Here is a 12,840-nt window from a genome sequence, read left to right on the forward strand (position 1 = left end):
GTCGAGTGTCATCAGATCCAGCGTCCTGTCGTTGCCGGCGAGGCGCCGCGCGAGCTGGAGCCGCTGATCGTTGGCGCTCTTGGGCAGAGTCCGTTGCTCCACTCGGTAGCGGCCGTTGGAGGCGTCGGAACACACCTGTGCCGCAGCGGCGTACTGCTCTGCGCCGTCTGCGGCAGTGTAGAAACTCAGAACCGGAACCGAACTGTCGGACGAACCACACGCTGCGAGCAACGGACTCGTGACCAGAGCCGCTGCCGCCAACACCCCTATCCTCGTTGCTTTTCCACGCCTACGACCACGATGTCTCGGCACTTTCCGCCTCCGTACGTTCAGTTACTCGCGCAGCACATTGTGTGGGACTGCCGTGCACGAAAGAAACGTAACCGAACTCACTGGCATAGAGGGCGATTTGGGGCTATTCCGTTACCTGTCGGTTGCCTGGTCGTCCACCAGGTGTGATCAGATCGACAGTTTGGCGAGCAGGTCGCGTGCTTTCTCCGCGGTTCGCGGCTCGCAGATGACGTCGTATCGGCCCGCGACCAACTGCATGCTCGACGCGAAATCTCGCTGTCCCTTGGTGGCCGCGTACGGAATGGACGCCGAGATCAACCCGAAGATGATGCCACCGCCGACGCCGATGAGCAGCGCTCCGAAGATGTTCTCACTGAAGATGCCGAGGACCAGGCCGAGGAAGACTCCCAGCCAGGCACCCGAAACAATGCCTCCACCAATGACTTTGGGCCAGGTGAGGCGGCCGAGCACGCGCTCGACCTGCATCAGGTCGACACCGACGATCGTCACGTCCTGCACCGAGAACTCTTCGTCGGAGAGGTAGTCGACGGCGCGCTGCGCCTCGGCGTAGGTGGGGTAGGAACCGATAGGCCAGCCGGAGGGCGGAGTCGGCAGGCCCTGCCCTGGGCGACCGGGCTGCGAGAGGGGATTGGTCATGGCTCCATTGTGCCCCGAAACGGACACTCGGCACACCCGTTGTAGCGGTTCACAGCAGGTTGACGGTCGGTCAGGGCGCGGGCGGCACGAAGGCGGTCGTCCGTGTCATTCCTGCCGCACGTCCCTTCGCCGAGACGACGAGCGCCATCTTGCGGCTCGCCTCGTCGATCATCTCGTCGCCCAACATCACTGCGCCGCGACCGCCGCCCGCCGCGGAGGTGTGGAACTCGTACGCGTCGAGAATCATCTCGGCCTTGTCGTAGTCGGCCTGACGCGGCGCGAAGATCTCGTTGGCGGCCTCGATCTGCGTCGGATGCAGCACCCACTTGCCGTCGAAACCGAGGCCTGCCGTCCGGCCCGCCGCCCGACGAAAGGCGTCGAGATCACGTATCTGAAGATACGGACCGTCGATTGCCTGCAGACCGTGTGTTCGGGCGGCGAGCAGGATGGTCATCAGAATGTGGTGGTAGGCGTCGCCCGTGTCGTATCCGACCGGCTGCTCGCCGACGACCAGGGTGCGCATGTTGACGCTGGCCATCAGGTCTGCGGGACCGAACACCAGGGTTTGCACCCGCGGGCTCGCGGTCGCGATCTCGTCGATGTTGCGCAGACTGCGGGCACTCTCGATCTGCGGTTCGATCCCGATGGCTCCGACGTCGAGTCCGTGCTCTTTCTCGAGCTGGGTGAGCAGCAGATCCAACGCCTGCACGTGCGCGGCGCACTCCACCTTCGGCAGCAGGATGGCGTCGAGATTGCGTCCGGCACCGGACACGACGTCGATGACGTCCCCGTACGTCCACTGCGTCGTCCAGTCGTTGACGCGCACCACCTTGATCTGATCGCCCCAGCCATCGGAGTTCAGAGCATCGACGATGCGCGCGCGGGCCTCGACTTTCGCGATGGGCGCGACGGCGTCTTCGAGATCGAGGAAGATCGCGTCGGCAGGCAGTCCCTTGGCCTTGGCGATCATCTTGTCCGAACTACCCGGAACGGCCAGCACCGATCTCCGTAGGCCCGACGCATTCACCGCAGCACAACCCCTGTCTGATTCATCGTCTGTATCGCCCAACCTCTAACCTTGCCATCATGGCAGCACTGAGCAAGGTATTCGCGGCCAGGCTCGCCGGCCTGGGCGTCCTGGGCCCCGACGGCGAATCCATCGGCCGAGTTCGCGACGTGGTCATCTCGATGCGGGTCGGCAGAGCGCAACCCAGAGTCCTCGGCCTCGTGGTCGAATTGGCAACGCGCCGAAGAATTTTCGTACCGATGCTCAGAGTCACCAGTATCGAGCCCAACTCGGTTCAACTCACCACCGGCAACGTCAGTCTGCGGCGATTCACCCAGCGCGCGAACGAGATCCTGGTGTTCGCCCAGATCCTCGACTCCAAGGTGCGCGTCGACGACCCCGAACTCGACGAGCTGCACGACGCCGATTCCATCGTCGTCGATCTGGGTATCGAGCTCACCCGAACGCGGGACTGGGTCGTCGCGCGAGTAGCCGTACGCAAACAACGTCAGCGCCTGGCGCGCCGCGGTGCCATCCATGTCGTGGACTGGCTGCACGTGCAGGGACTCACGCAGAACGAACTGTCGATGCCCGATCAGGGTGTGGCACAGCTGCTCATGCAGTTCGAGGACCTGCGAGCGGCCGACGTCGCCAACGCGATGCGCGAGCTTCCCGTCAAACGACGCATGGAAGTGGCGCGGGCCCTGGACGACGAACGGCTCGCCGACGTCGTCCAGGAACTGCCCGACGACGATCAGGTGGAGCTGATGCACTACCTCGGCGTCGACCGCGGTGCCGACGTGCTCGAGGCCATGGACCCCGACGACGCCGCCGACCTCCTCGGAGAGCTGCCCGAGACCGAAGCGGAATCGCTTCTGCGACTGATGGATCCGGAGGACTCCGCACCCGTCCGACGGCTGCTCGAGCACTCCCCCGACACCGCCGGTGGTCTGATGACCCCCGAGCCCGTCGTACTCACCGCATCGACGACGGTGGCCGAGGCGCTCGCCCGGGTACGCAACCCCGACCTGACGCCCGCGCTCGCCTCACTGGTGTTCGTGGTGCGGCCGCCCACCGCCACTCCCACCGGGCCGTACCTCGGCTGCGTACATCTGCAGCAGCTACTTCGAGAACCCCCGGCGAGTCTGGTCGGCGGCGTGGTGGACAGCGCCCTGCCGCGCTTGTCGCCCGAGGACAGCCTCACCGCCGTCACGCGATACTTCGCGACGTACAACCTCGTCTGCGGCCCGGTGGTCGACGACGAGGACCACCTGGTCGGGGCCGTGACCGTGGACGACGTCCTCGATCACCTGCTGCCCGAGGACTGGCGAGATCAGGAAGTGGCCGGACAGTGAAAGAAACAGCACGCCAGAGAATGGACACTCCGCGCGGATCGCGGATGTTCAACGTCAACGTCGATTTCGACCTCGGCAGGTCGGGCGAGAAGGCCGCGAGGTTCCTCGGTACCGGCCGCTACCTGGCGATCCAGACGGGCATCGTGATCGTCTGGATCTTCCTCAACGTCGTGGCGGTCAACCTTCGGTGGGACCCGTATCCCTTCATCCTGCTCAACCTCGCGTTCTCGACCCAGGCCGCGTACGCGGCTCCGCTGATTCTGCTGGCCCAGAATCGGCAGGACGACCGAGACCGCGTCTCGCTCGAGGAGGACCGTTCTCGCGCACAACAGACGAAAGCCGACACAGAGTTCCTCGCTCGCGAGTTGGCATCGCTGCGGATCGCGGTCGGCGAGGTCGCCACCCGCGACTACCTGCGCCGCGAACTCGACGAGATCAAGGCGCTCCTCGAGCAGGCGACGGGCCAGCCCACAGCGGCTCCGAAGAAAGCACGGAAGAAGGCCGCCGCCAGGGTGCAGGACGACGCGGGCACCCCGGAGGTCTCGGACCTCGATACGTAGCGGCTCGCTCTGTAACGGCCCGATAACGGAACAGTCTCGAATCAGGTACCCTCGATCCCGGTCATCAGGTCGGGCCCCGGTTGTCATCCGGGGAAATCAGGAGGTACAGCACGCGTGGGTCGTCACAGAAAAGCATCGACTTCCAAGGTTCGACGGAACTCGGTGATTGCTCTGGCAGGTCTCGTCCCCGCAGGACTCGTCACCGCCGCCACCAGCGCCGGAGCCACGGAATACATTCCGTTCGTCTCGGCCAAGACCACCACGGCCGCCCAGGAATCGAACTCCGTGGTGGAGACTCCGCAGCCGATCGCCCAGGACCAGCAGGCGCAGCCGGTGGCTCAGGCCGAGCAGCCGGTGCCCGCCGCGGTCCCCGCACCCGCGCCGATTCCCGAGATCCCGCCCACACCCGAGCTGCCCACCAACCTCGCCGTCAGCCCCATCGCCATCCCGGTCGTCAACGTCTCGGCGTACAAGAACGCCGAGCGGATCCTGGCCCAGCAGCAACCCGGCTGCGGCATCGGCTGGACCGTCATCGCCGGCATCGGCCGCGTCGAATCCACCCATGCCAACAACGGCAAGGTCGACGACTCGGGCGAACTGCACGAACCCATCCTCGGCCCCCGGCTGAACGGCACACTGGCCGGCAACCAGGTGATTCGTGACACCGACGGCGGGGCGCTCGACGGCGATGCCGAATACGACCGCGCAGTGGGACCCATGCAGTTCCTGCCCTCGACGTGGAACCTCTATCACGCCGACGGCAACGGCGACGGAGTCTCCGACCCCCAGAACCTGTTCGACGCAGCCCTGGCCACCGGCATGTACCTGTGCGACAACGGCACCGACATGCGCGATCTGGGATCGACCACCAGAGCGATCCTGCGCTACAACAATTCGATGGCCTACGTAGCGAACGTGCTCGCATGGTCGGCCGGCTACGCCACCGGCATCGTCCCGTCCTCGGACCAGCTGCCCCGCATTCACTGACATCGCGCCCGCGCCTGCCCTGCTGTCCATCGGCGCACAACCCACCGCCTAGCATGAGGCAATGGCTGTACTGACCGAATCCGACGTTCGGACCGCGCTCACGAAGGTGATCGACCCCGAGATCCGCAAACCCATCACCGACCTCGGGATGGTCAAGAGCATCGACATCTCCGACGACGGCGCGGTCGGCGTCGGCATCTATCTGACCACTTCCGGCTGCCCGATGAAGACCGAAATCAGCGATCGCGTGAAGAACGCCGTCGCCGACGTCGCCGGCGTGGGCACCGTGACGGTCGAACTCGACGTCATGAACGACGAGCAGCGCACCGAGCTCCGCAAATCTCTGCGCGGCGATTCCGCGGAGCCGATCATTCCCTTCGCGCAACCCGGATCCCTGACCCGCGTGTACGCGGTGGCGTCGGGCAAGGGCGGCGTGGGCAAGTCCAGCGTGACGGTGAATCTCGCCGCGTCACTGACCGCTCGTGGGCTGTCGGTCGGCGTGCTCGACGCCGACATCTACGGTCACTCCGTGCCCCGGATGCTCGGAAACGACGCGCGGCCGACGCAGGTCGAGAAGATGATCATGCCGCCGCAGGCGCACGGAGTGAAGTTCATCTCGATCGCGCAGTTCACCCAGGGCAACACCCCCGTCGTCTGGCGCGGGCCGATGCTGCACCGCGCACTGCAGCAGTTCCTCGCCGATGTCTTCTGGGGCGATCTGGACGTACTGCTGCTCGACCTCCCGCCCGGCACCGGTGACGTGGCGATCTCTGTCGCCCAACTCATTCCGAGTGCCGAGATCCTCGTCGTCACCACTCCGCAGCAGGCCGCGGCCGAGGTGGCCGAACGAGCGGGCGCGATTGCATTGCAGACGCGTCAGCGCGTGGCAGGCGTTGTGGAGAACATGTCGTGGCTCGAACTGCCCGACGGTACCCGGATGGACATCTTCGGATCCGGTGGCGGACAGGACGTATCCGACAGACTGACCAAGGCAGTGGGTGCCAGCGTGCCTCTGCTGGGTCAGATCCCCCTCGACACCGCCGTCCGAGAAGGCGGAGACGCCGGCACTCCGATCGTACTGAGCAACCCGGAATCGCCTGCAGCACAAGCACTCGAAGCCGTGGCAGCGAAATTGGCAGTCCGTGAACGCGGACTGGTCGGCATGTCACTCGGAATCGACTCGGCGCGCAAGCTCTAGACACGCGTGGCAGCCGGCCTGGCTGACGGCCCCCACCCAGCTGTGGATCAATGTGGCTTTGTTGCACTCAGAGTGACTGAATCCCGCATTGATCCGAATGGGCGTGGTCGGGAGCGGCGACCGAGGATGGAGACTGCTACGTGGCGTCGGCGTCGATCGGCGGGGTATCGCCTGCAGACAGTTTCGGCTCGTTCTTGCTCATCGACACCCCACTGCGAGCGGTTCCGGCCTGTGGAGTCGGTCCGCCCACGTTCTTCGGCTTGGTCTCGAAGGGCTTGCCCTTGAAGGTGTCGTCGAGTGGGTTCTTGAAGACCGAGTCGTCACCGTCGAGCAGGTGTTTGGTGATCACCGCGCGCGGGGTCATGCCCCGGAGCTGGTTGAGATCGGCAAGCGGCTTGCGAAGGTCCTCGAAGTCGGTGCCGAGCTCGTCCTTGAGCTGTTGGCTCGCGCCGTTGGCGTAGTCCTTGACCTGCCGGATCGACTTGGACACCCAGCTGATGGCGCCGGGGAGGCGATCGGGGCCGAGGATCACGAGAGCTGCTACGAGGAGAATGACGAGCTCTCCCCAACCGATGTTGCCGAACACGCCTGCCAGCCTACGTCGTCAGTCCGAAACCGGCGTGACGGAGAGGTCCACCAGCCGTCCCGACCGGACGAGTTGCACCGGAACCGACTCCCCGATCGTCGTGGCCTGCACGGCGACGACCAGTTCGTCGGCGTTACCCACGGTGCGGTCGCCGACCTTCGTGATGACGTCTCCCTCGACGATGCCCGCTTCCTGAGCAGGCCCGCCCGAGCGCACGTTGGCCACTTCTGCCCCGGCGGAGGTGTCGTTGATGACCGATCGGGCGTTGACGCCGAAGTCGGGATGACGCATGACGCCGTCCCGAATGAGACTCTGCGTCACCTCGGTGACCTCGTCGACGGGGATCGCGAAGCCGAGGCCGACCGATCCGCCGCTCTCGCTTCGGATGGCCGAGTTGATGCCGATCACGCGGCCCTCGAAGTCGATGAGCGGACCGCCGGAGTTGCCGGGGTTGATGGCGGCGTCGGTCTGCACGGCATCGATGACGGCGTTGGTATCGGTGCCTTCACCCGACAGCGCCACGGGCCGATCGAGCGCGCTGACGATGCCGGAGGTGACGGTCTTGTTCAGTCCCAGCGGCGAGCCGACCGCGATCACGTCCTGCCCGACGCGAACGTCGTCGGAACGACCGAGTTCGGCGACGGTGAGGTTGCCGACATCGGTCTTGAGGACGGCGAGGTCGGTCTTGGTGTCGCGGCCGACGATGTCGGCGGGCACCTTGGTGCCGTCGGAGAAGGTCACTTCGAGTGTCGAGTTCTCCGGGTCGGATGCGGCCAGGGAGATCACGTGGTTGTTCGTCACGATGTAGCCGGCACCGTCGATGACGACGCCCGAGCCGGTGCCGCCGGTCTCGCCGAGCGTCACCTGGATCGAGACGACGGACGGCAGGACGGCGTCGGCGACGTTGCTGATCTGTCCGCGCGGGATGTCGTCGCCGCTGGACTGGGTCAGCGTCACTTTCTGGCTGGTCAACGCGCCCGTCACCTCGGCGGTGAGGCGACCGAACAGCCCGCCTACCAATCCGATGACGAGTGCGAGAACACCGAGTACGACGAGAGCTCGGACGGACACAGACCGACCGAACAGCACGTCTCGCACACCGAGTTTGGTGCCCGGTGGAAGAACGGGAGGGGGCGGGGAATCGAGCGCCGCGCTGCCGAGGGAGACCCGAGAGGTGGGGTCGCGCCACGGATCGGCCGGAGCCGACGGGGCGGTGTCGCTCTCGTCCTCGGCGTTCGGGTCTCGTTGCAGTGATTCATGGGCATCGCTCGGGCGACCGAAGGCCTCGGCGAGGACAGGATCGGGTGGGCGCACCGATACGCGCGAGGGAAGTTCGTCGCCGGGCCTACGAGGAGAGAAGGAACCGTCCACGTCGTCGGGACGTCCGAACACCGAGGCCGACACCGGATCGACGGAGGGTCGATACAGCGGACGCGGTGGCAACCGAGGACCTTCCGGACCGGTCCCTGCGGCCTCGGAATCTGCCGGATCGGTGCCTGCGGTCTCGGTGCTGGTCGAATTCGATGTCACGCGTCCGGTTACCCCTCGCATACGTCGGTGTGAGAGTTCAGTATCACTCGAGCGGTCGGCGCGGCTCGATGCAGGTGAGAAGAGTCGGGCACCGTCAGCGTCGTCGACGGCGGACGTCGGCTACGGCGGACATGAAGGTTCGCTTGGTGTGGGACGGCCGATCCTCGCCGGCGCAGGACGGTATCTGGCTGAGCAGACCGAGCAGAGAATGGGGCATCGACATCTCCCCTGCTCCACGCAAGGCCTTGCGCGCCTGCTGCTGGGCCTCGACCTCGGCGGCGCACTCGGGGCATTCGGACAGATGGTCGGCTGCACGGAGATAAGCGGGCATTCGCAATTCGCCGTCGACGTACGCCGCGACGGCCTCACTGGCCAGATGTTCGGTGGAGCTGAATTGCTTCGGCTTGCGCGCCTGCGTCATCCAACCCTCCTCGTAGCTAGTGGACACTTGCGTGACCGGAGTCGACCTTCCCGTGCACTCGAAGGTACTCGCGTAGCGCCTGGCGTCCACGGTGAATGCGACTGCGAACCGTTCCGAGCTTGACGCCCAGTGTCGCACCGATCTCTTCGTAGGACAGTCCTTCGATGTCGCACAGCACGATTGCGGCGCGGAACTCGGGTGCCAGCGAGTCGAGCGCGGACTGCAGATCGGGATCGAGGCGGGCATCGTGGTAGATCTGCTCGGGGTTGGGTCGGTCGGAGGGAACGCGGTCGTAATCCTCGGGAAGCGCTTCCATACGGATGCGGCTACGACGGCGGACCATGTCCAGGAACAGGTTGGTGGTGATGCGGTGCAGCCACCCTTCGAAGGTGCCCGGCTGGTAGTTCGACAGGGAGCGGAACACGCGAATGAAGGTGTCCTGCGTCAGGTCCTCGGCGTCCTGAGCGTTGCCGGACAGACGGTAGGCCAGTCGGTAGACGCGGTCGCCGTGTTCGCGAACCAGTTCGTCCCAGGACGGCATGGTGGAGTCCTCGCCGGTCGCATCGAACACTGCGGTGCCGCTGAGGTCGTCGGGCGCGGGTACGGACTCGGGTAGACGCGCGGTGTCGCGATCGCCGTTGATCTTGTAAATAGTTGGATCCTCCTGCTCAGGACTGCGTACGTCCTTCTGATTCAACCGACGACTACCCTCGGATGTTCCAGCTCACACTTCGCAATCGAGATGGACCTTCGATTCCTCCATAGCCTGACGGACCCGCGTGTGGGTCCGGTATGAAACAGCTGAGGCGCACCTGAGAATGTGTGCGTGAGAATGTGCCCTGGGCACGATAGCCTCGGGGCGTGCCGACCAACGCCGAGAAGATGCTCGCCTACGCCGAAGACTCCGCCCAGGAGGACGAGGTTCTGATCGCAGCCAGAGAGCGAGCCGTCGACCTCGGTGCCGCCCCGGTACCGCCGTCGGTCGGAGCGATTCTGTCCATCTTCACCCAGATGCTCGGCGCGAAGACCGTCGTCGAAATCGGAACCGGCGCAGGCATCAGCGGCTTGTGGCTGCTCGACGGGATGCGCGCGGACGGCGTTCTCACCACCATCGACACCGAACCGGAGCACCAGCGCGCGGCCCGAGAAGCGTTCCGCGCGGGGGGAATAGCGCCCTCACGTACCCGGCTGATCAACGGTTGGGCGTTGGACGTGCTCCCCCGGTTGGCCGACGACACCTACGACCTGGTGTTCATCGACGCCAGTCCGGCCGACCATCCGCACTTCGTTGCCGAGAGCGTCAGGCTGCTGCGCCCTGGCGGAGTTCTGGTGCTGCACAACGCGTTGCTCGGCGGACGGGTCGCCGATCCCACTCAGCGCGACGCCACCGCTGTTGCAGTCCGTTCCGCTGCCCGGGCCATCGCCGAGGACGACCGTCTGACGACGGTGCTGCTGCCCTTGGGCGACGGGTTGATCTGCGCGTCGAGAGCGTGAGCGGCTGCGCCGCATGTGAGCGGTAACTCGTAGCGGGTTACGAATTACCGTTCACATGCCGCAGGCTCTAGATCCAGACGCCCTTGCCGACGGAGACGACTCCCCCGGCACTGACGTTGAAGCGCTCGCGATCGCGTTCGTGGTCGACGCCGATGATCTCGCCGTCGCCCACCACGACGTTCTTGTCCAGGATCGCGTGCCGCACGACGGCACCCTTGCCGATGCGGACGCCGGGCATCAGGACGCTGCCTTCGACGGTGGCGCCGCTGTCGATCATGACGTTGGAACTGAGCACCGAGTTGCGGACCGTGGCCGCGGACAGGATGCACCCGGCACCGACTACCGACTCCTGAGCCAAACCGCCCTGGACGAACTTGGCGGGCGGCAGGTTCTCGGCCGATCCGCGGATGGGCCAGCGGCGGTTGTACAGGTTGAAGATGGGGTGGACCGACACGAGGTCCATGTGCGCGTCGTAGAAGGCGTCGATGGTGCCCACGTCTCGCCAGTACCCGCGGTCGCGCTCGGTGGCACCGGGTACGACGTTGTCGTTGAAGTCGTAGACCGAGGCGACGCCCGCTTCGACGAGCGCCGGAATGATGTCGCCGCCCATGTCGTGGTCGGAGTCGACGTTCTCGGAGTCGGCTTTGATGGCGTCGACGAGCACCTTGGTGGTGAACACGTAGTTACCCATGGACGCATAGGTGACGTCCGGGTCGTCCGGGGTGCCGGGCGGCTGCGCCGGCTTCTCGAGGAACTGGGTGATCTTGCCGTTCTCGTCCGAATCGATGCACCCGAACGCGAAGGCCTCGCTACGCGGAACCCGGATGCCCGCGACGGTGACGCCCGCGCCGGAGTCGATGTGCTGCTGCACCATCTGCTCCGGATCCATCCGGTACACGTGGTCGGCTCCGAAGACCACGATGTACTCGGGGTCCTCGTCGTACACCAGGTTCAGCGACTGGAAGATCGCGTCGGCGCTGCCGGTGTACCACCGGGGTCCGAGACGCTGCTGCGCGGGAACCGGAGTGATGTACTCCCCGGCGAATCCGGACAGCCGCCACGTCTGCGAGATGTGGCGGTCCAGTGAATGGGACTTGTACTGGGTGAGCACGCAGAGCCGGAGGTAACCGGCGTTGACGAGATTGCTCAGCACGAAGTCGATGAGTCGGTAGGCGCCCCCGAAGGGAACTGCCGGCTTGGCTCGGTCCGCGGTCATCGGGTAAAGACGCTTACCCTCGCCGCCGGCAAGCACGATCCCTAGTACGTGCGGTTGTGTCCTCACCCACTCAACCTATCCGCACCGAGAGAACCTTGCGAGCAGTACACGCACAACTGCTGGGGAATGTAGGTTCGTTCACGTGCGCGTAGCAATGATGACCAAGGAATATCCCCCGGAGATCTACGGTGGCGCAGGAGTTCATGTCACCGAGTTGTCCGCGCAGCTGAAGTCGCTGTGCGACGTGGACATCCACTGTATGGGCGCGCCCCGCGACACTGCGCAGGTGCACGACCCGGATCCCGCGCTCGCCGGAGCCAACGCTGCGTTGACGACGTTGTCGGCCGAGCTGCGGATGGCGAACGCCGCCGCAGGCGCGGACGTGGTGCATTCGCACACCTGGTACACCGGTCTCGCCGGTCATCTGGCAGCAGAGTTGTACGACGTCCCCCACATCCTCACCGCGCACTCCCTCGAGCCGCGCCGACCGTGGAAGGCCGAGCAACTCGGCGGCGGCTACCGCATCTCGTCGTGGTCCGAGCGCAATGCCGTGGAGTACGCCGACGCGGTCATCGCCGTCAGCGAGGGCATGGCAAAAGATGTGCTCGACGCCTATCCGCGACTCGATCCGAGCCGGGTTCATGTGGTGCGCAACGGAATCGACACCCAGCGGTGGTTCGCCGACCACGGCACCTCGACCCTGGACGAGATCGGCGTCGATCGAAGCAAGCCGATCGTCGCGTTCGTCGGACGCATCACCCGGCAGAAAGGCGTCGGGCACCTGATCGCGGCCGCCCACCATTTCGACCCGTCGATCCAGCTCGTCCTGTGTGCAGGCGCGCCCGATACACCGGAGATCGCCGCGGAGACCGAGCGCGCGGTGGCGTCGCTCGCCGAGCAGCGCAGCGGCGTGTTCTGGGTCAAGGACATGCTGCCCACCGACAAGATTCGCGAGATTCTCACGGCAGCAGCAGTGTTCGTCTGCCCCTCGGTGTACGAGCCACTCGGCATCGTCAACCTCGAGGCGATGGCCTGCGAAACCGCCGTGGTGGCTTCGGATGTCGGCGGCATCCCCGAGGTCGTCGACGAGGGCCGCACCGGACGCCTGGTGCACTACAACTCCTACGAACCCGATGCTTTCGAACGAACCCTCGCCGACACCGTCAACGAGGTCGCCCTCGACCCCACGCTCGCGACGGCGATGGGCAAGGCGGGCCGCGAGCGCGCTGTCGCCGAGTTCTCCTGGGCCTCTATCGCGAAGCAGACCCTCGCCGTCTACAACGACGCGCTGGCGCGGCGCCGCTGATCGGGACGACTCAGCGATTCACCCTGCGATAGGTCGACACCGTCACCGACGCGGTGACCTCGGTGACGTCCGGTAGCTCCCCCAGGGCAGCGGACCGAGCGTCGGGGTCACCGTGTCGCGACGACGGACCCATGCCGATCAGCGCCTCGATGTCGTTGTGCGAGAGCATCATCGAGTAGTCGAGCGCAGACTCCGCCACCGGCTCGAACAGGCCGGACAACGATTCGCCGAGC

General features: G+C 65.8%; 13 protein-coding genes and 2 pseudogenes. 6 read left to right on the forward strand and 9 right to left on the reverse strand.

What is annotated here, in order from left to right:
* The 3 genes and pseudogenes from CH256_RS03380 to CH256_RS03390 all read right to left on the reverse strand — a co-directional run.
* A pseudogene (locus CH256_RS03380) lies at nucleotides 1-264 on the reverse strand (ABC transporter substrate-binding protein); the annotation flags it as partial.
* 195 nt (nucleotides 265-459) lie between these two features.
* Nucleotides 460-948: a general stress protein gene (locus CH256_RS03385; RefSeq protein ID WP_057475533.1), complete on the reverse strand. Its 489-nt coding sequence runs from the start codon at nucleotides 946-948 to the stop codon at nucleotides 460-462.
* A 70-nt stretch (nucleotides 949-1,018) separates the two neighbouring features.
* Nucleotides 1,019-1,975, reverse strand: a complete 957-nt coding sequence (locus CH256_RS03390) for an HpcH/HpaI aldolase/citrate lyase family protein (RefSeq protein WP_094641295.1) — start codon at nucleotides 1,973-1,975, stop codon at nucleotides 1,019-1,021.
* A 59-nt stretch (nucleotides 1,976-2,034) separates the two neighbouring features.
* On the opposite strand from CH256_RS03390, the gene CH256_RS03395 reads away from it, so the two are divergent.
* The 4 genes from CH256_RS03395 (at nucleotide 2,035) to CH256_RS03410 (ending at nucleotide 6,054) form a co-directional block, all read left to right on the forward strand.
* Nucleotides 2,035-3,309, forward strand: coding sequence for a magnesium transporter MgtE N-terminal domain-containing protein (locus CH256_RS03395; protein ID WP_068053108.1), 1,275 nt, complete (start codon nucleotides 2,035-2,037; stop codon nucleotides 3,307-3,309).
* A gap of 20 nt (nucleotides 3,310-3,329) precedes the next feature.
* Entirely contained in the window at nucleotides 3,330-3,869 is a 540-nt protein-coding gene (locus CH256_RS03400) for a DUF1003 domain-containing protein (protein WP_068053104.1), read from the forward strand.
* A gap of 114 nt (nucleotides 3,870-3,983) precedes the next feature.
* Nucleotides 3,984-4,856, forward strand: a complete 873-nt coding sequence (locus CH256_RS03405; RefSeq protein ID WP_179271986.1) for a lytic transglycosylase domain-containing protein — start codon at nucleotides 3,984-3,986, stop codon at nucleotides 4,854-4,856.
* Nucleotides 4,857-4,917: 61 nt separating this feature from the next.
* The gene (locus tag CH256_RS03410) at nucleotides 4,918-6,054 is read left to right on the forward strand and encodes an Mrp/NBP35 family ATP-binding protein (RefSeq protein ID WP_068053099.1); all 1,137 of its coding nucleotides are present in this window, start codon (nucleotides 4,918-4,920) and stop codon (nucleotides 6,052-6,054) included.
* A gap of 136 nt (nucleotides 6,055-6,190) precedes the next feature.
* On the opposite strand, the gene tatB is transcribed toward CH256_RS03410, so the two are convergent.
* From tatB to sigE, 4 genes are all read right to left on the reverse strand, one after another.
* Nucleotides 6,191-6,640, reverse strand: a complete 450-nt coding sequence (gene tatB, locus CH256_RS03415) for a Sec-independent protein translocase protein TatB (RefSeq protein WP_094641293.1) — start codon at nucleotides 6,638-6,640, stop codon at nucleotides 6,191-6,193.
* An 18-nt stretch (nucleotides 6,641-6,658) separates the two neighbouring features.
* A complete protein-coding gene (locus tag CH256_RS03420) occupies nucleotides 6,659-8,191 on the reverse strand; it encodes a S1C family serine protease (RefSeq protein ID WP_373454770.1) in 1,533 nt (510 codons plus the stop codon).
* 73 nt (nucleotides 8,192-8,264) lie between these two features.
* Nucleotides 8,265-8,591: an anti-sigma factor family protein gene (locus CH256_RS03425; RefSeq protein WP_068053118.1), complete on the reverse strand. Its 327-nt coding sequence runs from the start codon at nucleotides 8,589-8,591 to the stop codon at nucleotides 8,265-8,267.
* A gap of 16 nt (nucleotides 8,592-8,607) precedes the next feature.
* The gene (gene sigE, locus CH256_RS03430) at nucleotides 8,608-9,234 is read right to left on the reverse strand and encodes an RNA polymerase sigma factor SigE (RefSeq protein ID WP_052047749.1); all 627 of its coding nucleotides are present in this window, start codon (nucleotides 9,232-9,234) and stop codon (nucleotides 8,608-8,610) included.
* A 239-nt stretch (nucleotides 9,235-9,473) separates the two neighbouring features.
* On the opposite strand from sigE, the gene CH256_RS03435 reads away from it, so the two are divergent.
* Nucleotides 9,474-10,085, forward strand: coding sequence for an O-methyltransferase (locus tag CH256_RS03435; protein WP_068053115.1), 612 nt, complete (start codon nucleotides 9,474-9,476; stop codon nucleotides 10,083-10,085).
* Between the two features lie 67 nt (nucleotides 10,086-10,152).
* Here CH256_RS03435 and glgC read toward each other — a convergent pair whose 3' ends face one another.
* Nucleotides 10,153-11,367, reverse strand: coding sequence for a glucose-1-phosphate adenylyltransferase (gene glgC, locus CH256_RS03440; RefSeq protein ID WP_032394095.1), 1,215 nt, complete (start codon nucleotides 11,365-11,367; stop codon nucleotides 10,153-10,155).
* A 76-nt stretch (nucleotides 11,368-11,443) separates the two neighbouring features.
* On the opposite strand from glgC, the gene glgA reads away from it, so the two are divergent.
* Nucleotides 11,444-12,607 carry a glycogen synthase gene (gene glgA / locus CH256_RS03445; RefSeq protein ID WP_068053090.1) on the forward strand — a complete coding sequence of 388 codons (1,164 nt, stop codon included), beginning with the start codon at nucleotides 11,444-11,446 and terminating at the stop codon, nucleotides 12,605-12,607.
* A gap of 10 nt (nucleotides 12,608-12,617) precedes the next feature.
* Here glgA and CH256_RS03450 read toward each other — a convergent pair.
* Nucleotides 12,618-12,840 (reverse strand): annotated as a pseudogene (locus CH256_RS03450) (methyltransferase type 11); the annotation flags it as partial.

Source organism: Rhodococcus sp. 05-2254-6, assembly GCF_002258565.1.
Lineage (GTDB): Bacteria > Actinomycetota > Actinomycetes > Mycobacteriales > Mycobacteriaceae > Rhodococcoides.

Coding starts and splice junctions, on each gene's coding strand:
- CH256_RS03410 (WP_068053099.1), top strand. CDS start 4,918: ATGGCTGTACTGACCGAATCCGACGTTCGGACCGCGCTCACGAAGGTG.
- CH256_RS03420 (WP_373454770.1), bottom strand. CDS start 8,191: ATGCGAGGGGTAACCGGACGCGTGACATCGAATTCGACCAGCACCGAG.
- CH256_RS03385 (WP_057475533.1), bottom strand. CDS start 948: ATGACCAATCCCCTCTCGCAGCCCGGTCGCCCAGGGCAGGGCCTGCCG.
- CH256_RS03425 (WP_068053118.1), bottom strand. CDS start 8,591: ATGACGCAGGCGCGCAAGCCGAAGCAATTCAGCTCCACCGAACATCTG.
- CH256_RS03400 (WP_068053104.1), top strand. CDS start 3,330: ATGGACACTCCGCGCGGATCGCGGATGTTCAACGTCAACGTCGATTTC.
- CH256_RS03435 (WP_068053115.1), top strand. CDS start 9,474: ATGCTCGCCTACGCCGAAGACTCCGCCCAGGAGGACGAGGTTCTGATC.
- CH256_RS03395 (WP_068053108.1), top strand. CDS start 2,035: ATGGCAGCACTGAGCAAGGTATTCGCGGCCAGGCTCGCCGGCCTGGGC.